At 49.3% G+C, this 23,395-nt stretch carries 17 protein-coding genes; 10 read left to right on the forward strand and 7 right to left on the reverse strand.

Annotated features, from left to right (window positions below; genetic code table 11):
- Nucleotides 1-597: 597 nt before the first annotated feature.
- The 3 genes from KJI95_RS02700 to KJI95_RS02710 form a co-directional block, all read right to left on the reverse strand.
- Nucleotides 598-2,220, reverse strand: a complete 1,623-nt coding sequence (locus KJI95_RS02700; RefSeq protein WP_214505619.1) for a UvrD-helicase domain-containing protein — start codon at nt 2,218-2,220, stop codon at nt 598-600.
- Nucleotides 2,217-3,920 carry an ATP-dependent nuclease gene (locus KJI95_RS02705; RefSeq protein WP_214505620.1) on the reverse strand — a complete coding sequence of 568 codons (1,704 nt, stop codon included), beginning with the start codon at nt 3,918-3,920 and terminating at the stop codon, nt 2,217-2,219. Before KJI95_RS02705 ends, KJI95_RS02700 begins: the two co-directional genes overlap by 4 nt.
- A 1,192-nt stretch (nt 3,921-5,112) precedes the next feature.
- Complete coding sequence (locus tag KJI95_RS02710; RefSeq protein WP_250885545.1) at nt 5,113-6,069, reverse strand: hypothetical protein; 957 nt, start codon at nt 6,067-6,069, stop codon at nt 5,113-5,115.
- A 555-nt stretch (nt 6,070-6,624) separates the two neighbouring features.
- Here KJI95_RS02710 and KJI95_RS02715 point away from each other — a divergent pair.
- From KJI95_RS02715 to KJI95_RS02725, 3 genes are all read left to right on the forward strand, one after another.
- Nucleotides 6,625-6,819 carry a hypothetical protein gene (locus KJI95_RS02715; RefSeq protein ID WP_214505621.1) on the forward strand — a complete coding sequence of 65 codons (195 nt, stop codon included), beginning with the start codon at nt 6,625-6,627 and terminating at the stop codon, nt 6,817-6,819.
- Between the two features lie 57 nt (nt 6,820-6,876).
- Nucleotides 6,877-7,062 carry a helix-turn-helix domain-containing protein gene (locus tag KJI95_RS02720; protein WP_214505622.1) on the forward strand — a complete coding sequence of 62 codons (186 nt, stop codon included), beginning with the start codon at nt 6,877-6,879 and terminating at the stop codon, nt 7,060-7,062.
- Nucleotides 7,063-7,521: 459 nt separating this feature from the next.
- On the forward strand, nt 7,522-7,707 hold the full coding sequence (locus tag KJI95_RS02725; RefSeq protein ID WP_214505623.1) for a helix-turn-helix domain-containing protein: 186 nt from the start codon (nt 7,522-7,524) through the stop codon (nt 7,705-7,707).
- Nucleotides 7,708-7,938: 231 nt separating this feature from the next.
- Here the strand turns inward: KJI95_RS02725 and KJI95_RS02730 are convergent, their stop codons facing one another.
- Both KJI95_RS02730 and KJI95_RS02735 read right to left on the reverse strand, forming a co-directional pair.
- On the reverse strand, nt 7,939-9,564 hold the full coding sequence (locus tag KJI95_RS02730) for a tyrosine-type recombinase/integrase (RefSeq protein ID WP_214505624.1): 1,626 nt from the start codon (nt 9,562-9,564) through the stop codon (nt 7,939-7,941).
- A 383-nt stretch (nt 9,565-9,947) separates the two neighbouring features.
- Nucleotides 9,948-11,570, reverse strand: coding sequence for a site-specific integrase (locus tag KJI95_RS02735; protein ID WP_214505625.1), 1,623 nt, complete (start codon nt 11,568-11,570; stop codon nt 9,948-9,950).
- 252 nt (nt 11,571-11,822) lie between these two features.
- On the opposite strand from KJI95_RS02735, the gene KJI95_RS02740 reads away from it, so the two are divergent.
- Nucleotides 11,823-12,074 (forward strand): YfhL family 4Fe-4S dicluster ferredoxin, encoded by a 252-nt coding sequence (locus tag KJI95_RS02740; RefSeq protein WP_214505626.1) that lies wholly within the window; start codon nt 11,823-11,825, stop codon nt 12,072-12,074.
- Nucleotides 12,075-12,172: 98 nt separating this feature from the next.
- Here the strand turns inward: KJI95_RS02740 and ubiT are convergent, their stop codons facing one another.
- Nucleotides 12,173-12,742, reverse strand: a complete 570-nt coding sequence (gene ubiT / locus KJI95_RS02745; protein ID WP_214505627.1) for a ubiquinone anaerobic biosynthesis accessory factor UbiT — start codon at nt 12,740-12,742, stop codon at nt 12,173-12,175.
- 150 nt (nt 12,743-12,892) lie between these two features.
- On the opposite strand from ubiT, the gene ubiU reads away from it, so the two are divergent.
- Entirely contained in the window at nt 12,893-13,894 is a 1,002-nt protein-coding gene (gene ubiU, locus KJI95_RS02750; RefSeq protein ID WP_214505628.1) for a ubiquinone anaerobic biosynthesis protein UbiU, read from the forward strand.
- Nucleotides 13,895-13,917: 23 nt separating this feature from the next.
- Entirely contained in the window at nt 13,918-14,769 is an 852-nt protein-coding gene (locus KJI95_RS02755) for a U32 family peptidase (RefSeq protein ID WP_214505629.1), read from the forward strand.
- A gap of 124 nt (nt 14,770-14,893) precedes the next feature.
- Here KJI95_RS02755 and KJI95_RS02760 read toward each other — a convergent pair whose 3' ends face one another.
- Nucleotides 14,894-15,592: a DUF998 domain-containing protein gene (locus tag KJI95_RS02760; protein WP_214505630.1), complete on the reverse strand. Its 699-nt coding sequence runs from the start codon at nt 15,590-15,592 to the stop codon at nt 14,894-14,896.
- Between the two features lie 307 nt (nt 15,593-15,899).
- On the opposite strand from KJI95_RS02760, the gene KJI95_RS02765 reads away from it, so the two are divergent.
- The 4 genes from KJI95_RS02765 to KJI95_RS02780 all read left to right on the forward strand — a co-directional run bounded on the left by KJI95_RS02765 (nt 15,900) and on the right by KJI95_RS02780 (nt 23,290).
- A complete protein-coding gene (locus KJI95_RS02765; protein WP_214505631.1) occupies nt 15,900-17,444 on the forward strand; it encodes a methyl-accepting chemotaxis protein in 1,545 nt (514 codons plus the stop codon).
- Nucleotides 17,445-17,678: 234 nt separating this feature from the next.
- Entirely contained in the window at nt 17,679-17,891 is a 213-nt protein-coding gene (locus KJI95_RS02770; RefSeq protein ID WP_214505632.1) for a hypothetical protein, read from the forward strand.
- 222 nt (nt 17,892-18,113) lie between these two features.
- A complete protein-coding gene (locus tag KJI95_RS02775) occupies nt 18,114-19,472 on the forward strand; it encodes a YjiH family protein (RefSeq protein ID WP_214505633.1) in 1,359 nt (452 codons plus the stop codon).
- Between the two features lie 110 nt (nt 19,473-19,582).
- Complete coding sequence (locus KJI95_RS02780) at nt 19,583-23,290, forward strand: sensor histidine kinase (protein ID WP_214505634.1); 3,708 nt, start codon at nt 19,583-19,585, stop codon at nt 23,288-23,290.
- The last annotated feature ends 105 nt before the right edge of the window (nt 23,291-23,395 follow it).

A 23,395-nucleotide genomic window follows, 5' to 3' on the forward strand; every position in this document is an offset into this window, starting at 1 on the left:
TGAAATATGCTTCATGGATGCTACCAATTTCACCAACTTGCTCACGGTGTGTCCTTGTGTCACCTTTACTAACGTTATCCCCAACTAACTTACATTCCATCTTGTATGGTTGCTGATTAGCTTCAATTAGAAATGCCAAATCAATCACTTAAAACCTCAAAAATAATTTACATTAAAAAAGACTAATGTAATAAAATCCGACTTAATAACGCAATAGGTCGTTCCAAAGAATTTCAGAAATCGAGTTTCTTAGTTTAACCATGTAGTTCGCTTCTGAGCGCTCTCGCAATATTAAATCCGACTTTAACTACAATCCGCATTATCGCTGGTGTGGAACTCCAACACTAGGGTCTCATCAATCTACGGGCACAAAGGATCTGCTATCTCATTCATCCGGCCGCGCATTGTTCACGCCCCCGATGTTGTCTCACTGATGAAGCATACGCCTAGTTTCGAGCCCGCATATACAGGTTTTTATGTGTAGAACCAGAGGCAAGCCTCTCTTCTGCTAGTTATGCCTGTTCCCACTCTTTTTTGTCCACACTCTTCTTTCTTTTTGAGAAAACACTTCCAGTGCTAGTAAACAATCAAGAAAAGTTAACCGTAGAGTCCTTCAAGTTGAGGGAGCCTAAGAAAATAAGATGGAGCAGATTGAGTAAAATTTCCTAAACTGTTTTGTCTTAACGTTACTCTTATAAGGACACAACAGTTTTCAGCCCGTGTAATACCAACGTAGTGTAGGTTAGTATCTTGAGCCAAACTAGGGTAGATAGGGTTATTCCAATCATTATTTTCTACACGCTGGAATGGAAAAGACCACTCTTCTAGATCAAAATGAAATACAACTTTAAATTCCAACCCTTTGGACTTGTGCAAAGTCATAACCTGAACCTCACTTTCATCCAAAGGCATAAACTGTTTGATTAGCTCATATTGCTGTAGGATCGTGCGCACTGCTATATCTGATGCTGCGGTCTCATTAATGTTCAACATTAACGCCAGCTCTTGAAACTTCGTAATAATCTGTTCAACGTCTTCTATTTCGCGAATCACTCTTATTGCTTTCCTAATCGAAGCTATATTACTATCTCTTGATAAAACATGTTCAAATTTTATTTCAATTAGCTCTTGAGTTGTTGCAATTGCCCCATATTTAAACGCTAGTAGGTGAGAATACAACTCAGAACAATCCGTACCGACTTCATCAAGAGGGTTGTCAGAATAGATTCTATAATTTACCTCTAAACCTGATGTTAATAGTCTAAGAGACTTTTCACTCTTAGCTAATATTGCAATATCAGAAGCTTTAGTTATTTCCCACTCACCATTTTCTATCCAATTTGATATCCAATTAGATATTTCTTTAGCAGCGTCTTTCAGGTTCCCAACAATTTCCCGCCTAAATATATTTTTATGCGCACATTGAATTAGCTGAAAGCTTGGTTCAAGTAGCCTAGATGCGTAGTTGACAATCGAATCGTGGCTTCTATGATTAATATTTATTTCAAAGTGTTTAAAATTATCTGAATCATTCACTAAGCCATTTAACAACTCTGGATTACCACCTCTAAATTCATAAATTGATTGAGATATATCACCAACCGCTGTTGCTGTTAGCCCTAGCATGTGAAGTTTCTCAAAAAGTTGGTGCTGACTTACAGATGAATCTTGATATTCGTCAATAAACACATGTGAATATTTAGCTTTAATGTAACGTTCTGCAGCTGCTGACCTCCTTAATATATACAAGGCCATTGCGGCAAATGAATTCATCCACAAAAGACCAGAATCATATAGACGTTTAAAACCGTCATCATTAAAGATATTTTCAACAGTTGGAGAACGATATTCTTCTTTTATAAAAAGCAAATACGGATTTTGCAGTCTTTTGACTACTTTACATTCCGTAGGATTGCCTCCCCAGACTCTGGATATAAAAGGCAGGATTAGTTCTTTTAAGCAAAAACTATCAATTGTGCCAAAAAAGCTTTGTTTCGTATCATGTGCATTATGCTTACATCGCATTTTTAATTCTTGGCTTGCTTTTTTGGTAAATGTAATTGCAATCACGCCTTTGTGCTGTGGTAACTCACGAGTGATTTTTCTAATTTTTTCCTTCATCACCGTTGTTTTACCACTCCCAGGGCAAGCTGTAATAACCATGCTGCCGTCGTAATCTATAGCAGCTTGCTGTTGCGTTGTTGGAGTAAACGTTTTCATAACTCAGCCTTACTTATCTCAACCAACTTATATAGCGGCTTTGCCAGTTCACCAGTATTCAACAGGTTTAGATTCGGCTTTATACTTTTTAATAGATTACGCATATGAAGCGCTTTTTTCTTCTGAAGATACTCAATAGCGCTAGAGTTGCTTGTCTTTCCTAAAATTGTAATAATTTCCTTTGACAGCTCATTTACTAAGTCAGTTTCTAAGTCGACCTTGGATAAGAATATTCCATGTTCTAATGTATGCGCTGAAACAAGGTGCCAATACCCCAGGTCTACAGTATTTTGAGCGGACAGCTCAACATCGCTATTTGCGTACTTAAATTCCCCAACTAAATCTAAGCATCTATTAATACCTGCAAATTGCCATTCCGTTTTGTGAGGAACCTTAGAAATATCATTGTCAGTACGCATTACCCAAGGTATTTCTAGCGCATCCAAGATTCCAGTGTAAATTTTAAAAGCAATACCATCCACAGAAAGTATCGATAAATTTTCGTAATCCAAATCTATGTTTATTGCTGCGGCAAGTTCGTTATAGAAAAGAACTTCCGATGGTCCTTCAACAAGAAGAACGCCGTTTGAAAAAAAGGCTTCCGCTGGCAAAACGCTCATACGGTAGCTCATGTCTTCCCAGCCTTCAGCAATGCAACTAGAACACCCATTACTCGCCGCAACAGTTGCTCCACCTTTTGCTAAAAGTCGAATTATTGAGTCTGGCTTAAAATTGATTGCTATCTGAGGCGAGTGAGAGGAAATAATTATCTGGCCAGGCAGTTCATCGATCAGATAAGTTGCTAGCTTTCTTTGTTGATGAGGATGTAAATGAGCCTCTGGCTCTTCGATAACATAAAATACTACCTCGTGGTCTGCATCGTGTTCGATTATACTTTTTGCTTTCCAAAGAGCGAGAAGAATTTGATTATTCCGGCCATCACCACCTAGCATTACACTAGAACCATTAGTTACTGCTCCGAGCTGGAGTTTTTCGATAAAATCATTAACTTCAATAGCTCCAGTATCTAATTGAACATTGTAATCAGTGTGGTGGTGAGCTAGCTTTTTTAGTTCATCATTGACATCTTTAGTTGCTGAGCTCACATATTTTAGCCTTGAAATTTTTCCATTTAACGTAGTTAAATCATTACCTATCTCAATAAGTAAGGCTTCATCGGCAATTATGTCGTCATCCTTCAGTAACTGCTGTGAAATTCGTAATAGTTGCTTTTTCTCTTTCCGAATAAATTGTTCAAGATCTCGTTGAGACTGAATATATTTAAGATTCATGTGTTTTAGATAGAATCTACTTGGGACCTCTTGTAACTCTTCCAATGAGTGCCCTATAAAAATTCTGTAGCTTAGACTTGATCTTTGAGCGACATACTTTATGACCGTTTCACTTTCATCGCTCACATTACCTTTTAGTACTGATAAGACAGCATCTTCAGTAATGTTAGCAAAAGTAATAGTAATTTCGGCATGTTCAACAATACCACTTTTGCTGATATGAAAATCAAGTTCAGATGGTTCTATATCTGCTTCCGACAGGCTTTTATCAAGGAGAATCCGCAAGGCGTGGAGCATGTTACTTTTGCCAATATCGTTTGAACCAAGAACAAGTGTGCTCTTATTGAAGTTAACAAAAGCATCATCAAAATTTCTAAAACCTTTTAAGTGTAATGAGGAAATTTCCAACTTATTATCCTAGTTATTATTTAGTGTTTGGCGAAAATTTAGCCACAGAATCGCCACTGAGTCCCAATAAAGCTATCTCAAATTGACGCGGATATCGTCGATAGAAACTTAACATTATATCAGTGTAGACTTGTAAGCTTGCTCTATGCATTAAGAGGCAGAGCACACATAACACACGATTTAAGATTGCACCTGTAATTCCACCTTTTAAGCCGCTTAGGCCTTTGGACTGAATGAAGTGCTAAAGCATCTGATAGGCAAGCTACCGCCCTAGTTTTGGCTACCAGACAGCAGTGGACACCTGATTTTTCACTATCTAGCTGCTAACAGCTCTTAGCAGTCTAAAAGCTAACAATCTAAACACTAACAATGGGTTAGCTTGATTAAGCTATCGCAAGAAGGGAGGTGGTCTGTGATGGGGGTCGAAAGACGGGCGCATCCCTGCTGCGAGCGCTGCCAGTTGCTCATGATCGAATGCCTATAGCTAAATCACCAAAGCATTCGACATCTAACCTAACCGCTGCGCTATCAATGCGCCTCAATAAGCGCATTGTATGCAATCCATTGTTTGTTATTGCTTAGGCCAATTTATCCCAATCACACTGGTAAGACAAGCGTACTAATTGGCCGCAGAATGCTTAGCTAAAATAATGATTATCAACACGATTCAATACATTCATTCGGGTGTAAAACTTACGTTTTATGCTGCATTTCAGGTTCAGCTAATTTGCTTGGAATGAGCAGTTTGTCTTGGTAAACAGGTTTCTTGAGTGGGAAATGGCCTCAGATCGACACAGATCCCAATTGTTTGCGTGGGCTGGGCGTAACTAATCAGTGAGAACCCAAACCGGATGTAGATGAGTTGAGGGCGTAAGCAACTTCGCCAAAAAGGCTGGGGTGGTTTAAGCCAGTATTAACCCATCGGCAAGGACAGGGTGGCAGCTCTCAGGCTTCTTGCGACAAAGCAGCCTGGTGTTCTCTGGCACTTTTTTGAAGTGGCCCGTGACCCAATTCCACCGAGCTAACTATATGAGTACGTGATGTTTGAGGGAATTCGAACCCACGTGACCTTTCGGTCTGCCACCTGAATGCGATTGGCTGCAGCGAAAATGCTGCAACTCAATCCGCTCGGTATGTCACGGAGCAGCGGCGCTTATGCGCCGTTGTTCCGTTTTTGTGTATGTGAAACTGTTTAAGGGTAAAACAGCGCTGTGAGTTCCTGGCAGTAGACAGTGCGATAGATGATGGCCTTCTGTAGTCGCTCAACCTCGGCTTGGGTAAGTGTATCTGCCTTACTGCTGCGTCTGGCGGCGTTTGCGCTTAGCGCTTCTGTGAGCAGCTGCTGATGCAGCCGTTTGATGTCGGTCAGGATGTCCATATTGTGGGAAAACAGCATCACCTTTTGATAAAGCCCTGACTCTAGGCCATTGGCCCACTTTTTAAGAATGGTTTGACGCTGCTTTTTGGTTTTAAAGGCGTGCTCCATTTCGATAGCGGCCAGGGTGCCGGAGGGCTCCTGCACCAATCCATCAATATTGCGGGTACTGTTTTCGGGGTGCAGGCGGCGAAACTCGGTTTCGCTGATGAAGCGTTGCCACTGGGGGCTGAAATCCGCTTCCTGACGGGTATTGAGTAGCCCACGCATGATGACAAAGGCGCACATCAAATCGTGCATCACGGTATTTTGGTTAATCCGCTGCGATGGCTCAGAGACCGAGCGGTAATGGATAGCAATGCCCATCAGCTCCTCCGCCATTCTGGCACCGGAGAAACTGAGTACGTATACACGGCCATCCACCGAGCGCGGCGTGCGCACATCGACCAGTAGGCCTTCAACAACCAGATTATTAAGGTGCTCCAGCGCGAGGCGCCTGCTGGTGCCATAGAAGACTTCAATCAGACTGGGGCTGATAAGGCCAAAGCGAGCCACCATCTTGACGGTGAGGCTTCGCCTGAATTTACCCGTTTGGCAGCGATTGCTGCCGACCTGATAATCCATATCGATGTTTAAGAAAGGCCGATATTCTGACTTTAGCGCTTGATGCTGTGGCTGGTGATTGACCTGGTGATGGTTCTGGTAATTGTTCTGAGGTGCATTGCTGCTGGCTGAAAGTGGCTGAGTTGGCTTAGTGCCTGAACTGTTTTTCATACATCCTCCCTGATGCGTGCCTTTGACAAGTTCAGCATTAGGTAGGGCGGTGCGTGGCAAACTCAGGCGCTTTTGCACGGTGTCAGTATCTGTATGGTGCTGTGAGCTTCGTCGGTATCAAGAAGCGGCGTTGCACTCATGTGGCAACGGGAGCCATACCGACAACAGCAGCGGGATGCTTCGCACCCCGCACCGATATCGCGCCCGCTTTGATTCTCGGTATAAAGCACCGCCGTTGGCGGTTTCGGCCTTGGCCTTGCCAATGCCTCATATGCTCTGGAGCGCCCGCCGCTGCTGATGTCTTGCCATCATCAGCGGCTTACGAACTTCGTTCTAGCGCCCCACAGCATGAAGCGCGCATGTACCGAGCTACGCTCTGTACTACCCGCATTTTTGCCGCGTTCGGTACGGGGCGATGTGGCCATCGCATTTCCCGTCCCTGCCGCGCCCCTGTTCTGGCGAACGGGGCAAGGTTTAGCTTGTCGTTGTTGCCAACGCCGCCGCTAAATTTTGCTTACGCAAAACCAAAATACGGGTAGTACAGACCAGCTGTACATGCGCGCTGCTACAGCAAGCGGATTCGATGAATCCACTCGCTTACGCGGCTGTTTGCCAGCCTTGCTGGCGCTTTTGTCGCAAAAAAACGTGCCGTTTTTTGCTGCAAGCACACATGCTGTGAAGAGCAAAAGCGCCTGCTGCCGGATTACTTCAAAAAAAAATGAAAAAGAAAGCTTAATGCATTTTTGGTGATCTAATAGCGAGCCCCTTACCATCTAACCTCCACAGCAACAAAACGAGGGTAATGTTATGGAAAATCTGATCACACCTGATGAAGCTGCCAATTTTCTTGGTGTTTCTAAAAAGACCCTTTGGGTCTATAGAACGAAACATAAGAATCGAAAGCTGATTAAAAAGTATGTCATTTCACCGAAAAATGTTCGCTATTGCCGTGACTCGCTTCAGGTGTTTATCGAACGCAGCAAGTCAGCCTAACCTGTAATAGCTCAGACCTAACCCAACTGAAGCAATTTTTTTGTCCATTCACATCCCTTCTTTTTGGCAAACGACGAAGGTTAATTCTTTAAGTGCTTTGATTGTTGTTTTTGTGTAAACCCTTGTCTTGCCATAGAAGCCCCGTCCTGGGGCTTTCTGCTATCTACTAACCGGATTTTTTCGTATCAATACCTTTAACAGACAAAAAGGCCGAGACATCAAACTGCCTCGGCCACATTCACATATCCCTTGCTTTGCTGTTTGCCAGCCTTGCTGGCGCTTTTGTCGCAAAAAAACGTGCCGTTTTTTGCTGCAAGCACACATGCAGTGAAGAGCAAAAGCGCGTGCTGCCGGACTACTTCAAAAAAAAATGAAAAAGAAAGCTTAATGCATTTTTGGTGACTTCATAGCGCTCCGGATATCATCTAATTCGTTATGAACAACAATGAGAGCTAACAAATGGAAAATAGGATCAAACCTGAAGAAGCCGCCGCTGTACTGGGCGTTTCAAAAAAAACCCTTTGGGTCTATGCCACAAAGCATAAGCATCGCAAACTGATTAAAAAGTACGTGATTACAAAGAAAAACGTACAGTACTGCCAAGACTCGCTTTTTGTCTTCATCAAGCAATGCCAGTCGGCCTAAGCCAACTGATGAATTTTTTGTTGCTATTCACTTCCCTTCTCCTGGCAAACGACGAAGGTTAATTCTTTAAGTGCTTTGATTGTTGTTTTTGTGTAAACCCTTGTCTTGCCATAGAAGCCCCGTCCTGGGGCTTTCTGCTATCTACTAACCGGATTTTTTCGTATCCATGATTCGCAGATACAAAAAAGCCGAGGCATAACTCAACCTCGGCCACTTTCCTCCATCCCTTACTTAACTCTGCGTTGAAGCCAACGCCATCAGCAACGCATTTACCTTCTTACGTCCTTCAGGACACAGTAAAGCCTTCTTAACGCTTGTGCCAATATCGTCAACTTCCCGCTGCAAGAATTCGGCGTATTCCTTTTTGCCATACCTGTTTTTGATTTCTTGCCTCATCTGCTGGCGTGCGGCATTTTCCTTGGCAAGTGCTGCCTTTTTGGCATGCAAAGGAATGCTCCATCGCGGTTGGTCTTTTTGCTTCTCAACATTTCCCAGAATTGAGCTTTCGTGTAACGTCAAGCCAAGTAAGTGACCACTGTACATGGTTTCATGGGTACCATCGTACAGATAGTTGTAATCCAGGTTGTTGTAATCAAACTCTTTACCGACGGAGTGACCAAGCGCTACTGCAGAAAACAAGCGACCATCCGCAGCAGACTTCCCCGCCTTTTCCAACAAGCCTGCAATATTCGATTTAGCAAACTTTCGAAACAAGGTACAAAATGGACTATTCTTTCCTTTGACGTTTGGCTCTTCCACAAAAATCATGCTGTCCACTGGGTAGTAGTTCTTAATCAGCTTATCCAAAGAGCGTTGAGGAAATGGTTTAGTGAGCTCTGTTGGTTTCAAAAAGACAAACTCTTGGTTGATTTCCATGACAGCATTCTTGCGAAACTCCCACTGCTCTTTAATCACCTCAATCAATGTGGGTGTAAGCGGCAATATAAACTTTCTTTTTTGCTTCATTGCTGAGACAAAATAAGTAATTTTTGTTGGATTCTCTGGGTTGTCGACACAACTCCACTTCAGATTCACCACATTTTTAGGCCTTACGCCAGATAAGATCAAAAACCTCACCGCATTGCGCTGTTGTTGGCTGTTCATCATTCTGGTGTTGATATAGAGCTCGGCTACGGCCTTTGGTTCAGGGAAGATCCTGGTCCCCTTATTTTTCTTTTCACAACGGGAAGAAACATAGTTTTTAGGGATCGTGTCAACCACATTCCGCCCCATTGCATACAGTGGGCTGCAAAACTTCCAAACACGTTTCAATTCTTTAAAAAGTTCACCAGCATAATTAGCGCTTTCATTGGCTATAATTTCGTCCAATGCGAACTGCACGTCGGCGGGAGTAACCTGAGCAAACAGGATTTTAGTATCAAAGTACTTCGCCAACTTTTGGGTGCGGCATCTGTAAGTCGGAATGGAGCTTTCCGAAAACGAGCCAAATTGAACTCTTTTTCGCAAATCATTTTCATAGCTGGCGATAGCAACTTGCACTGTAACACCAGATACAGCGCACTTCCTTAACGATTTACCCGCCACTTTCGCCATTTCTAACGTCATTTCAGGATACTCGCCAAGCTTTTTATTTCCGCCATGACTGTTCCCATGCGAATAAAAGCTTATCTTGGTTTTACTGAAATGAACCCGAAGACCACAGTCACGGTCGTATTTGCTGATTCGCTTGTCCCTTATGTATGGAAACATCGCCAGTGCAGCTTTGTGTGTTTCGAAAAAGGCCTTTACAGATTCTGTGGGTTTGCAGCTTTTCCACTTTTTCCGAACCTCCTCCTCCCTCGGGTCCATAAGGGGGACTTCAGGTACTGCCACATCAGTTGAATGGTTAAAAAGCATTTTGTCTCCACCGAAGTAACTCTACGTGCACAGCTGCACTGACGGCGAGATGATAAACAAGAGACAAACATAGCCCCAAAAAACGAATAAGCTTCACATGATTTAAAAATGCATTGCGTGATAAAAGGGGTAGACTATCTCGCACTGCCAAAGCAAGATAAACACCCTTCAAATTCAATAATTTCCGACATCCACAACAATCAATAAAGGTCTTTTTTAAGTAATATTAATTTTGTTTAATACATTTTATTGCCCTTAAAGAAAGCTCTTTAAGTGTCTTTTTTTATCCACCGAACCGGATCTTCCTTTTTGGTATCCATGATTCGCAGATACAAAAAAGCCGAGGCATAACTCAACCTCGGCCACTTTCACCCATCCCTGACTTAACTATGCGTTGAAGCCAACGCCATCAGCAGCGCATTTACCTGCTTACGCCCATCGGCACTCAGTATGGCTTCCTTAACCCTGTTGCCCTTCTTGTCCACACTCCGCAGCAAAAAATCGGCGTAATTATTTTTGCCATAAATATTTTTGATTTTTTGCCTGATTTGCTGACGCGCTGCGTTTTCCTTGGCGAGAGCTTCCTTTTTGGCATGCAAAGGAATGCTCCAGCGCGGTAGATCCTTTTGCTTCGTAACATTATCCAGAATGGAGTTTTCATGCAGGGTTAGGCCCAGCAAATGACCTTCGAGCAAAGTATTGTGGATGCCATCGTACAAATAGTTGTCATCTAGATTATTGTAATCAAACTCCCTACCGAGGTTGTGACCAAGGGCAACAGCAGAAAACAAGCGACCATCCGCAGCAGACTTCCCCGCCTTTTCCAACAAGCCTGCAATGTTCGATTTGGCAAACTTTCGAAACAAGGTACAAAATGCCCCGTTCCTTCCTTTGATGTTGGGCTCTTCCACAAAAATCATGCTGTTTAACGGGTAATATTGCTTAATCAGCTTATCCAACGAGCGCTTAGGAAAGGGTTTAGTGAGCTCCGTTGGCTTCAGAAAGACAAACTCTTGGTTGATTTCCATGACAGCATTCTTGCGAAACTCCCACTGCTCTTTAATCACCTCAATCAATGTGGCTGTAAGCGGCAATGTAAACTTTCGTTTTTGCTTCATTGCTGAGGCAGGATAAGTAATTTCTGTCGGATTCTCTGGGTTGTCGACCCAGTCCCATTTCAGGTTCATCACATTTACAGGCCTCACGCCAGATAAGATCAAAAACCTCACCGCATTGCGCTGTTGCAGGCTGTTCATCATTCCGGTGTTAATATAAAGCTCGGCGACTGCCTCTGATACAGGGAAGACCCTGGTCGCAGTCGGCTCACCTACTCGAGACGAGACATAGTTTTCCTGAAGCATGCCAACGACATTCCGCCCCATAGCGTACAAGGGGCAACAGAAGGCCCAAATCCGCTTCATTTCAGCATGCAGTTCGCGAGCGTAATTGCTACTCTCACTTTCAATAATTTGGTCCAAAATCTGCTGCAGGTCACCAGCGGACAGATCTGCGAACTGACTATTGCCTTTGAAATAAGCCCCCAGCTTATTGACGCGGCATTTGTAAGTTGCGTATGACCCCTCCGCCATAGTTCCCAACTTAACTCTACGAGCCAAATCATTTTGGTAGCTAGCAAGTGCCGCATGCACGGTAATTCCCGAGTTTGCACCTTCCTTTAACGCTTTACCCGCCGCTTTTGCCATTTCCAAGGTCATTTCAGGGAAATCACCAAGCTTTTTCTTCCCGCCATTGCTGTTTCCATGAGGATAAAAACAGATCCTGGTTTCACTAAAAAGGATCCTAAGCCCAAACTCAGCGTCGTACTTACTGAGGCGTTTTTCCGTCATGTATGGAAACATCGCCAGCGCAACTTTCTGTGTATCGAGCAAGGCCCGCGTGGATTCCGTGGGTTTGCAGCTTTTCCACTTTTTCTGGATCAACTGCTTCTTTGGGTCCACAGCGATGGTCACAGTCTCTGTTGCATTAGTTGATTTTTCGAGCAGCATGTTGTCTCCAACGAGTTAAGTTTATGTGCATCGCTGCACCGTCGGTGACATGGCAAACAGCAAGAACAAGTTGCCTTAAAAATGAATCAGCTTTACGTCATGTAAAAACAGGCTGTGTTACGTTTTGTGTTACTAGTGTGGTAAAATCATCGTCTTTCATCCTACTTAACCGTAATCAATGGGAATGTGCTTACTTTATAAGCAAATACATAACCTTTTGTTAAATAAGCATTTAGCAGGAATACATCCCCAATGGCACTAATAATCGATGATTCTTGTATTAACTGCGATATGTGTGAGCCTGAATGCCCCAACCAGGCGATTGCCATGGGGGCGGAGATCTATGAAATCGATCCGGATCGCTGCACCGAATGCGTGGGCCACTATGCCAAGCCTACCTGCGTGTCTGTCTGCCCAATTAACTGCATCGACCCCGATCCAGCCCACCCTGAGAGCCAGGATGAGCTGCTTATCAAGTACGCCCGCCTCACCGGCAAGCTTTAAGCTAACATACGAACAAAAAAGGCGCTGAAATTCAGCGCCTTTTACTATCTGTTTCAACTTTCCAATTTTGCTGTGCAGTCTGTCTTTTTACAGCGCACTCAGGCCCAGGCAGGCTCGGCCTTACGCTCCAATGCCTGCAGCGCGCGGGCAAGCTGCGACAAGGTCGCCGTTACGGGCGATGGCAGGCGAGTCAGGTCAATCGAGAGCAGCAGGTTTTTCACCATCAGCCCAAGCTCGGTATCGCCTTCGATGGCGAGTTTGCGCTGGAAGAACAGGGTGTCCGGATCTTCTTTTCCGGCGGCAATCAGCAGCAGCGCCTTAGAGCCTGCGCTGAAACGCACAGCTGCGCCGTCCTCGCCATGCAAGGCTTTGGCGTCCCGCACGCACAGACGATTACCATCAAAGCTCACGTCGAACCTAAGCGCCAGATCGGTCACTTCAATACCGACCCAGCGGCCGTGCAGAAAATCCAGCTCCCCGTCGTTAATTTCCTGTGCCAGCAACAGATTAAGCCCGGGCCTTAACAGCGCGGCCTTGGCGGAAAAAGGCACCTTGGAGAGGGGCAAACGCACCAGAGTGGGGGCCAGGTCGAGCACGTCTTTCGCCATGCGGGCGGCAATGCCAGTGGCGCCACTTTGGGGCTCGCGGGCAGCAAAAGGATTGAACATGGGTTCCTCAGTACGGCAAACAAACATCGGCTAAGTCTACCCCGCCCTTATTCCAATGCGCTTGTCTTACATCAATTTTCTGCCAGCCAAACATGGGTACACTGCGACCGTTTTTTGGTTTTGCCGATATTTTTTGAAGAGAGTCACACTATGGAACTCCTGTGTCCGGCCGGAAATCTCGCGTCGCTCAAGGTGGCGCTGAATGCCGGCGCCGATGCGATTTACCTTGGGTTAAAGGATGACACCAACGCCCGCTCCTTTGCCGGGCTTAACTTTACCCCAGAGCGGCTTAAAGAAGCCCGAGCCCTCACCCGCGCCGCAGGTAAAAAGCTGTTTCTGACCTTAAATACCTTCCCCAAACCCGGCGAAGAGCAGCGCTGGTACGCAGCAATCGATTTGGCCGCAGACATAGGCGCCGATGCGCTGATTGTGGCAGATATTTCCCTTTTGGATTATGCCCATAGCCGCTACCCCGCATTGCCGCTGCACCTGTCGGTACAGGCAAGTGCCACCAACCTTGCCGCCTTAAGCCTCTACAAAGACGCCTTTAATGTAGAGCGGGTGGTGCTGCCACGGGTGCTGTCGATGAAACAGGTGCGCGACCTTGCCAAGGCATCGCCGGTGGATTTGGAAGTATTTGCCTTTGGCAGTTTGTGCATCATGGCCGAGGGCCGCTGCCATTTATCATCCTATGTTACCGGGCAATCCCCCAATACCGGCGGCTCCTGCTCACCGGCCCAGCATGTGCGTTGGCAGGAGCAGGGCTCAGACAGGCTGACCCGTCTCAACGAGGTGCTAATCGATAAATCCGGCGCGAACGAGCAAATGGGTTATCCGGTGGTATGCAAGGGCCGCTTTATTGCCGATGACAGCGACTCCCCTGAGTATCTGCTTGAGTCCCCCACCAGCCTTAACACCTTGAGTTTGCTGCCTGAGCTTGCCCGCGCCGGGATAGTGTCGCTCAAAATTGAAGGCCGGCAGCGAAGCCCGGCCTATGTGGAGCAGGTCACCCGGGTGTGGCGCGCCGCCATCGATACCTATCTTCGAAACCCGGACGGCTATCAGGTGCAAACCGAGTGGGACCGCGTTCTTGGCAAGCTCTCGGAAGGTCAAATCACCACCCTTGGCGCCTACGAGCGCCGCTGGCAGTAACGGATAACAGCAGGAAACCGCATATGAAAACCAGTTTAGGCCCCCTGCTTTACTGCTGGGATAAAGGCAAAGTCACTGACTTTTATCAGCATGTCGCCCAAAGCGATATTGAACTTGTCTATCTCGGTGAGGCCGTGTGCAGCCGCAGGCGCGAGCTTAAAAACAGCGACTACCTTGAGCTTGCCAGAATGCTTAAAGGCAGCGGCAAGCAGGTGGTGCTCTCGACCCTTGCGCTGATTGAAGCCGCTGGCGAGCTCAGTGAGCTTAAAAAGCAGGTTAATAATGGCGAATTTATGATTGAAGCCAACGACATGGCAGCTGTGGGCTATGCCCGCGAGGCTGGCGTACCCTTTGTCTGCGGCCCCCATATCAACCTTTATAATGCCGCGAGCATTCAAAAGCTTGCCGATTGGGGCATGCAGCGCTTTGTAATGCCGATAGAGCTCTCCAAAAGCTGGCTTGCCAAGGTGCTTGAGCAGCTTGGTGGCAACCCAAACCGCCCCGAGGTCGAAGTGTTCGGCCACGGCCATTTACCACTGGCACACTCGGCGCGCTGCTTTACCGCCCGTCACAAGGGACTTGCCAAAGATGGCTGCCAGACCATTTGCCGCGACTACAGTAAGGGGCTTTTGGTGCAAACCCAGGAGTCGCAGCCGCTTTTGCGCTTAAACGGTATTCAAACCCAATCGGCGGCCTGCGTAAACCTTGCCGGTGAGTGGGCGCATATGGAGGCCATGGGGGTGGATTGGTTCAGGATATCCCCTGCATCTGGCACATTGCCCACGCTTGAGCGGACACAGGAGATGGGCACAGACGAGTGCAACGGCTACTGGTTTGCTGAGGCAGGCTTTAATCGGACGCAGCCGGAACCATAACAGGTAGTTGGCCCGGATTGACTGAGTAAGCATTGGCTGAGTGAGCCTTGCCTGAGCCTGCGCCGCTTGGCTTATCAAGTTTTGGCCAAGCAGGCGCAATCAGCCGCAGACGTAAACAACTCGCTTAATCGGGGCGGCGCAGCATTTCAGCCTGCCACAGCAGCAGGCTCAGCAGGCTGATCCACTCAAGAGCGGCCGGCCACCACCAAAGCGGTCTGGGATATGGACTGTACGCCTCTTCGTAAAAGGGCCGACTGAAAGGCACCGAGGCCAGCGACAGCTGCGGCAGCAGCAAAAATGCGCTGACAAACAGTAACATCAAAGCGCAAAAGACCAGCGCCAGCGGGCTTTGCGGCTTGCTTTTGCCAAGCGCGAGCCACAGCAGATAGCCAAGACCTGCAAGCAGCGCACAATAAAAAAACCACTTCAGCGCCGCCGTGTGCAGATGATACACGTTGGAGGGAAACAGCCCCGACAGCGCAAGCGCAAGCCAGGCGGCCGCAAGCGCCAGCCACACCAAAATCCCAAGCCCCTGCACGGTTCTTAAGCCCTGCAAACTGCCAAGCACCAGCACCAGACCACCAAAAAACAGCCCGCCATTCGCCAACACCGCCAAGGGCGAATAGCCATAGGTACCAAGCTCCGACACGCTGACGTTAAAGGGGCTGAACGGCGCGCCATCGGTGCCGGTAAAGAGCAGCGCCGCGAGCAGTACAGCCGGACACAATATCAAAGCCCCCAGCGCAAACATCTGCCGCGCAAGTCGCAATAATCTGAATCGCCTGACGTTTTTACTGTCAACGTCCTGGGTGCTGAGCCCCATAAGTCCTTACCTTTCATCAGGTATTGAAAATCCGTTTTTAACATACAGATAAAAAACGAACTTTTATAGCGCGGTCGCCAGATAATTTTCAGATACGGACAATTTTAATTGCGACGATTACTGATACTTTCGTTAGCGAAAATACAATTTATTAACCAAGCCTTAAAAACAAGCACAAAATAACACCAACACGCTAATTTTATGAGTAAAAAAGCAATAAAAATCCACGCAAAGACCACAGTAAAAATGTTACATTAACCACAAATAACGTAGATTTTTTGAACCAAGTCACCCTGAGACAACCAAAATGCCGAGTTTCACTCAAACCAACAATCGCGAAGTCACCCTAAGGCGGGACGATGAACTTATTTCCACCACGGATTTACGCGGCACCATAACCTACGCCAACCAACGTTTTGTTGAAGTATCGGGTTTCAGCCGCGACGAGTTATACGGCAAGCCCCACAACATAGTGCGCCACCCCGATATGCCGGCCGCCGCCTTTGGCGAGATGTGGTCAATGCTCAAAGCCGGCAAGTCCTGGCGCGGCATAGTGAAAAACCGCTGCAAAGACGGCGGCTATTACTGGGTCGATGCCTTCGTTACCCCCATCTTTGAAGGTGGTCAAATCACCGGCTATCAATCGGTCCGCCGCGCCCCCGAGCACAGCTGGGTGAAACGCGCAGGCGAGCTGTATCCCAAACTTCGAAGCGGCAAAGGCGTTGGACGCCATTTAACCCTCGGGCAAAAACGGCTGTTGTCGGCCGTGGTGGTTGGCTCGGGTCTGGTGGGCTGTGGCCTTGTGTGGGGGCCGGGCGTGATGGTTGCAGGCGCGGCGCTGATGGCCATCAACCTGGGGATTTTTTACGATGAAGCATTCAAGGTGCCGGCCAAACTGATGGCACTCAAGGCCAACTACGACTCCGTCAGCCGCTATATTTACGCTGGCCACGACACCTCGTCGGTGCTCGAATTTCAGTTGCTGCTGCAACAGGCGCGCATGACCGGCGTGCTTGGCCGCAGCTCAGATCAGGCGCAGGCGCTGCAGCAGGTGGCGGAATCGCTGGTGGTCGCCACCGGCCAAACCCAGACGGGCCTCGATATGCAGCGCCGTCAGCTTGAGCAGCTTGCCTGCGCCATGGAAGAGATGAGCGCCACCATCGCCGAAGTGGCCGCCAACAGCCAACAAACCTCGGCCAAGATTGAAGATGCCCACCAGCTTTGTCGTCAGGGCGAGCACACCATGTCGCAAAACCGCACACGCATTGGTCATCTGGCGCAGGCCGTGGCTACCGCAGCCAGTAACGCCGAGCTTTTGAACCGCGAGGCCGAGCGGGTGGCGAGTGCCATGGGCGAAATTGATGCCATTGCCGAGCAGACCAACCTGCTGGCACTCAATGCCGCCATTGAAGCGGCCCGCGCCGGTGAACAGGGCCGCGGCTTTGCGGTGGTGGCCGATGAAGTGCGGGCGCTTTCGGCCCGAACCCAGCAGTCGACCCAGAGCATTTCCCGCAGCGTCGATCAAATGTTCAGCATGCTTGGCAACTGGGCAGAGGAGATGAATCGCAGCCAGCAGGAAGCGCAAAGCTGCGCCGAAGCCATTGCCGGCAGTGTGCAGGATATGAGCGCCATTTACCGCCAGATAACCGATATCCACGACTTTGCCCGCCAGAACGCGGTTGCGGCCGGACAGCAGGATACGGTAGTGGCGGAAATGAGCCGCAATCTGCAGCAGCTTTCGGAAGCGGCCAACGAAAACCTGACCGCCATGGCCACAGTGGCCGATGCCGCTACCACACTGCAGCAGGCGGCGGACAAGGCAGGTTCACTGCGCCATACCTTTGGTCAGTAAACATTCAGAAAGAGTCCAGCAAGCCCGCTGTGGCGGGCAAGTCAACATTCCGTATCGACGGGTCAGGCTCAACGGGCACAGCCGCTGCTGTGCCCTTTATCGGCAACAGCAATACAGCAGCAGTGCAGCAGCAATAACGCCACGCCTTATTTTTTTACAGCCTTGTTTTGCAAGCCCCGGATTCACGCGGCTTGGCTTTCAGAGCTTTTTTTGCGAGCCCTGGATTTCAGAGTCTTGGATTTCAGCGTCTTGGATTTCAGCGCTCTGGCTTTAGATGCGGTTGCCGCCCATGGCACGCATCCGCCCGCAGGCTCATCTGCTCCCACAAAGCCTGTCGTTACATCAGCGCATCCTCAGCACAAAACTTCAAAAACCAGCCAAGAACAAAATCATTACATAATTATTATCAATAACTTAATTGATGATATTTCCCGAGTCTGCCGTTAAGATATATCCAGTCATTTGACATCAATAACTATGCTTGAGCTCAAACTTGAGCAAGTTCGGCGGTGAATCATTTTACAGAGCCCTGCTTAGGGAGTAATCTTGCCCCCTCGTCAAATCTGCCCCTGCATGGACATGCAACAGGCATGACAATTTCAGATGAAAGCCCCGCGCCTGTGATTGGCGTTATCGGGTTTGGTTGCAACAAGTTAAGGTGCTGACACCGTGGTTACTGAAAAACAAAACCATAACATCCGGACGATCCTGACCTTTATCGTCCCCTCGCTGATTGGTCTGCTGCTGTTTATGACCCCGGTCAGCTATCAGGATGCGATTACCATCCCGATCGCCATTATCTCCAAGGCACTGCAAAATGCCCTCAGTGATTCGGCCACCGCCGTCGTCACCGCTGTGGTGGTGTTTACAACGCTGGCGTCTGTGCTGACCAAGCTGTTTAAGCCAGCCTTTGTGACCAATAACGCCTTCCTCAATGGTTTGCTGAACGTGAGCCCTATGTGGTTTGTTATCCGCATTCTGGGCGCAGTTTTTATTGTGCTGACCTTTGCCGGTATCGGCCCTGAAGCCATTAAGTCGGGCAGTACAGGTGGTCTTGTTCTGAATGACCTGCTGCCGGTGCTGCTCAGCGTATTTATCTTCGCCGGTATGCTGCTGCCGCTGCTGCTGAACTTTGGTTTGCTTGAACTTTTTGGCGCGCTGCTGACCAAAATCATGCGCCCTGTGTTCAACCTGCCGGGCCGCTGCGCCATCGACTGTATGGCGTCCTGGCTCGGTGATGGCAGTGTGGGTATTCTGCTGACCAGCAAGCAGTACGAAGGCCGTTTTTATACCGCCCGTGAAGCGGCTGTGATTGGCACCACCTTCTCGGCGGTATCCATTACCTTCTCGCTGGTGGTGATTTCCCAGGTGAAGCTGGAAGCCCTGTTCGTGCCTTTTTACCTGACTGTGTGTCTTGCCGGTATTGTGGCCGCGATTGTGGTGCCCAAACTGCCACCGCTTTGCTGGAAAAAAGACAACTATATCGATGGCAGCCCACGCCACCCTGACGATGAAGTCATTCCGGCTGGTCACAGCGCCCTGAGCTGGGGTTATGACAGAGCCTTGACCAAAGCCGCGGCCAGCGGCGGCGTGAAAGAAACCCTCACCGAAGGCGTTAAAAACGTTGCCGATATGGTGTTTGGTATTCTGCCTGTGGTGATGGCAATCGGCACCATGGCGCTGATTATTGCCGAATACACGCCGATTTTTGACTACCTCGGCATGCCGTTTATTCCGCTGTTGGAGCTGCTGCAAATCCCCGAGGCCACTGCCGCCTCCAAGACCATAGTGGTGGGTTTTGCTGACATGTTTATTCCGTCGATTCTGGCGGCGAGCATTGAATCGGATATGACCCGCTTTGTGATTGCCGCACTGTCGGTGACTCAGCTCATCTATATGAGTGAAGTGGGCGCCTTGCTGATTGGCTCGCGCATTCCGGTGAACCTGCCAGAGCTGTTCGTGATTTTTATCCTGCGTACCCTGGTAACGCTGCCGGTGATTGCCGGTGTTGCCCACCTGATTTTCTGATAAATATCCCGCACATCAAAACCGGCGCCCCGCGCCGGTTTTTGTTTTTCTGGCTCGCATCTTTTGATTCAGCTTCTACACTTTAACTACTTAATCAAAGGGTTTTGTACGTGAAGCTAATCCCGACTGTGCTGATCATTCTGGGGTGTCTGGTTGGCATTGCCAACGCCTCCGGCTATCAACCGGCGTTCCAGACACTGGAAGCCGAGCACGGCCTGTCGATGAATACAGTGAACGACTTACTGACCGACAAACAGGGATATTTGTGGGTCGCCACCCAAGCCGGCCTTAACCGTTTCGACGGCAAAAAATTCAAAGTCTATACCCAAAGTCAGGCACCCTTCGGCCCCTCGGCCAATGACATTGCCCAGCTGCATCTCTCTGCCAAGGGCGAGCTGTGGCTCCTGACCGAAAACGCCGGTTTAAACCTCTACCACCCTCAGGATGACAGCTTCAGCGTGTTTGGCCTTGATGCAGGCGTGTCGTCGGCGGGATTTTCCGGCATCGCCGAAGATGGCGATGGCAACCTGTGGCTGGCAACCGACAGCCGCGGCATTCAACTATTTTCCCCCCACGAGACACGGGTGGTACGTGAGCTTAACTCCCAATCCAGCCCCGCCCTGCCTTCCGACACCTTAAGCGGCATCATAGCGGATGGCGATAAGGGCTTTTGGATTAACACCAGTCTCGGGCTCTATCATCTCAGTACCAATGGCGACAGCAAACAGCCACTTGCCCTTGCAGGTCTTAAGGTCAGCGCCATGGCAGCCGCTAAAGACGGCACCCTATGGCTTGGCAGTGACGATATGCAGCTTTACCGCTACAGCAGCGATATTGCGAGCCTTGAACTTGTGGCCAACTTCAGCAGCGCTGGCAGTGAGAAGGCGCCAATCACCGACCTTAAGTTTGATGGCGATGGCCGCCTGTGGATTGCCACCGCAGGCGCCGGACTTGGACTCCTGGATCCCACCAATGGCAAGCTGCGACGTTTTGAGCATGCCCCCAGTAACTACTTAAGCCTGTCCAGTCAAAATCTGACCCGGCTGTGGCTTGACGATGAACAGCAGCTTTGGATAGGCACCCGCAGCTCCGGCGTGTCGCATATGTCGCTGCCCGCATGGAATTTTCGTCATATCCACGGCCAGAGCTTTGCCAAAAACAACTTAAAAAGCACCGATATCCGCAGCATTTACCGCGACAGGCAGGGCCAGCTTTGGATAGGCTCAACCGCAGGCTTGATGCGTGCGGATGAAAATACCCGCGGCGACATCACAGGTTTTCTTCCCCATGGGTTGCCCTTTGACGGACTGGAGCAGAGTTTTATCAGCTTTATCCGCGAAGATGCGCCCGGCAACCTGTGGGTTGGCACCCGGGGTCAGGGGCTGATAGTCATAAGCCCAAACCGAGACACTGCCGAGCAATTCAAATACGATCCCAGCAATCAGCGCAGCCTGCCAAGCAACACCCTCTATAGCCTGTTTGTTGATTCGAAAGAGCATTATTGGGTCACCACACTGGATGGCGGCATCAGTCGGGTGAATTTGGCCGAGCGCAGCTTTGAATCCATTGGCCGCAAAGGCAATGATTTGCTGCCGGAAGATCAGGTCACGGGCTTGGCCGAAGGCAAGGATGGACGCCTGTGGGTCTCTACCTACGGCGGCGGGCTTGCGGTTATCGACAGCGACGGCAACAGTCGCCATTTCAACACCCAATCCACACCTGCGCTGCCATCGAACCACCTGTTTTCAATTCACATGACCGACGACAATGTGCTGTGGGTTGCCTGCGATAACGGCGTGTTTTCGCTGGAACCTGACACGCTGGCGCTGCGGCACATCAACCGTGAGCAGGGGCTGGTCGGGGATGTGGTGTATCTGTCGGTGCTGGATAACAGCAAACATCTGTGGGCCGGCAGTGCCAGTGGCCTTGCGGTGATAGACACCCACACCGGCGATATTCGTAACTTTACCGAGCTGGACGGGCTGCAAAATAACGAATTTAACTTTGGCGCCGCCTTTGTCGATGCCGATGGCAGCGTTTACCTTGGTGGCATCAACGGCTTTAACCACATTAATCCGGCCATGCTGCCCAAGCGCCCTGTGCCGAGGGCGCCGGTGATAGATGAATTTTTGCTGCTCAATAAGCCCGCCAAGTTGCCCTCAACGCTAGAAGCCAAACCCGGCGAGATGCCCTCTATCAGCTTAAGGTATAACGAATCCCTGTTTACCTTCGGGTTTCAGTCACCGGCACTGACGGATGCCTCGCAGCTCAGCTACCAATACCGCCTGCTGGGGCTTGACGATAACTGGCTGAACAGCCTTGGCGATCAAAAAGCCAGCTTCACCGGCCTTTCGGCGGGCCATTACCAGTTTGAAGTGCGCGCCCGCAATCTGGATGGTCAGCTAAGCCCTGTCACCTCGCTTGATATCGTCATTACCCCGGCGCCCTGGCAAACCTGGTGGGCCTATGCCCTGTATCTTGGGTTTATCCTTGCCATCGCCGCGCTTATCCTGTTTATGAGCCTGTCAAAGTATCGCGCCAAAATGGCGCTGATGGGCAAAATTGCCATCAGCGAGCAGCGACTGCAACAGGCACTCTGGAGCAGCGGCGACGAGTTCTGGGACTGGGAAATCGCCAAAAAACGACTGACCCGCTCCAATACCTTTTTACGCTACCCGGACACAGAGCAAAGCCTTGAAAACACGCTGCAAAGCGTTATTCACCCGGAAGATTTGCCACTGGTACGCGATGTGATATCCGCCTGCCTGTATCAGGGCCATGATGAGTTTGAAGTGAGTTATCGCGGTATGGTGGACGATGAGTCCTGGCTGTGGGTGCTTAACCATGGCAAGGTAATTTCCCGCGATGAGCGCGGCCGCCCAAACCGCATCATGGGCACCATCAAAAATATCCAGCGTCTCAAAGAAGCCGAAGAAGCGCTCAGAAGCCTTAACGCCGAACTTGAGCACAGGGTACTGGAACGCACCCAGGAGCTGATGCAAAAAAACGAGCAGCTCAATAATACCCTCGAAGAGCTGAGCCAAACCCGCGATGAGCTGGTCGACAAAGAAAAAATGGCGACCCTGGGCGGCCTGGTTGCATCCATTACCCACGAAGTGAATACCCCGATAGGGATTTCCGTCACCGCCGCATCACACCTTAAAGACAGGGTGCGGGAGTTCACCACCGCCTTCAATAAAGGCGAAGTGGACGAAAGCGACTTTGTGCAATACCAGAGCGAGGTGAACGACTGCTGCAAGTTAATGCTGACTAACCTCGAGCGCGCCGCCAAACTTATCAGCAGCTTTAAAAAGGTGTCGGTGGATCAGTCCCACGACGAGCTGCGGGAATTCGATTTGTGCCAGTACGTGGAGGAGATTTTCCTGTCGCTCAATCCGCTGCTGTCACGATCCGGCCACAGATACAGCTATGAGTGCGACCCGCAGCTGTATATCAACAGCAACCCCGGCATTTTTTATCAAATTATCAGCAACTTGTTTAACAACTCCATTATTCACGCCTACCCCGATGGCAAGGAAGGTAAGCTCGAGCTCAACATCCGCCAGACGGAAAACGGCATCGAAATCGATTATCGCGACGATGGCTGTGGCATGAATGAGGAAATCCAGCAGCATATTTTCCACCCCTTCTACACCACCAAACGCGGTAAAGGCGGCAGCGGCCTTGGGATGAACATAGTCTACAACCTGGTGCATCAGGTGCTTGGCGGCGACATCCAGCTGTACACCGCGCCGGGCGAAGGCGCCCGCTTTGTCATCACCCTGCCCGCCAGCATACTGGTGCAAAAGCCCACATAGGCACTCACATAGAGACACGCATAGAAGCACGCATAGAGGCACGCACTCCCCAAATATCGGCGCCCAGTCAGTGTGCCACTACACAGGTGGCTGAATTCACGTTGC

Source organism: Shewanella jiangmenensis (assembly GCF_018596335.1).
In the GTDB taxonomy this organism is placed as follows: Bacteria; Pseudomonadota; Gammaproteobacteria; order Enterobacterales; family Shewanellaceae; genus Shewanella; species Shewanella jiangmenensis.

Coding starts and splice junctions, on each gene's coding strand:
- KJI95_RS02700 (WP_214505619.1), bottom strand. CDS start 2,220: ATGAAAACGTTTACTCCAACAACGCAACAGCAAGCTGCTATAGATTAC.
- KJI95_RS02710 (WP_250885545.1), bottom strand. CDS start 6,069: ATGAAAAACAGTTCAGGCACTAAGCCAACTCAGCCACTTTCAGCCAGC.
- KJI95_RS02715 (WP_214505621.1), top strand. CDS start 6,625: ATGCGCGCTGCTACAGCAAGCGGATTCGATGAATCCACTCGCTTACGC.
- KJI95_RS02720 (WP_214505622.1), top strand. CDS start 6,877: ATGGAAAATCTGATCACACCTGATGAAGCTGCCAATTTTCTTGGTGTT.
- KJI95_RS02725 (WP_214505623.1), top strand. CDS start 7,522: ATGGAAAATAGGATCAAACCTGAAGAAGCCGCCGCTGTACTGGGCGTT.
- KJI95_RS02730 (WP_214505624.1), bottom strand. CDS start 9,564: ATGCTTTTTAACCATTCAACTGATGTGGCAGTACCTGAAGTCCCCCTT.
- KJI95_RS02735 (WP_214505625.1), bottom strand. CDS start 11,570: ATGCTGCTCGAAAAATCAACTAATGCAACAGAGACTGTGACCATCGCT.
- KJI95_RS02740 (WP_214505626.1), top strand. CDS start 11,823: ATGGCACTAATAATCGATGATTCTTGTATTAACTGCGATATGTGTGAG.
- ubiT (WP_214505627.1), bottom strand. CDS start 12,742: ATGTTCAATCCTTTTGCTGCCCGCGAGCCCCAAAGTGGCGCCACTGGC.
- ubiU (WP_214505628.1), top strand. CDS start 12,893: ATGGAACTCCTGTGTCCGGCCGGAAATCTCGCGTCGCTCAAGGTGGCG.
- KJI95_RS02755 (WP_214505629.1), top strand. CDS start 13,918: ATGAAAACCAGTTTAGGCCCCCTGCTTTACTGCTGGGATAAAGGCAAA.
- KJI95_RS02760 (WP_214505630.1), bottom strand. CDS start 15,592: ATGGGGCTCAGCACCCAGGACGTTGACAGTAAAAACGTCAGGCGATTC.
- KJI95_RS02765 (WP_214505631.1), top strand. CDS start 15,900: ATGCCGAGTTTCACTCAAACCAACAATCGCGAAGTCACCCTAAGGCGG.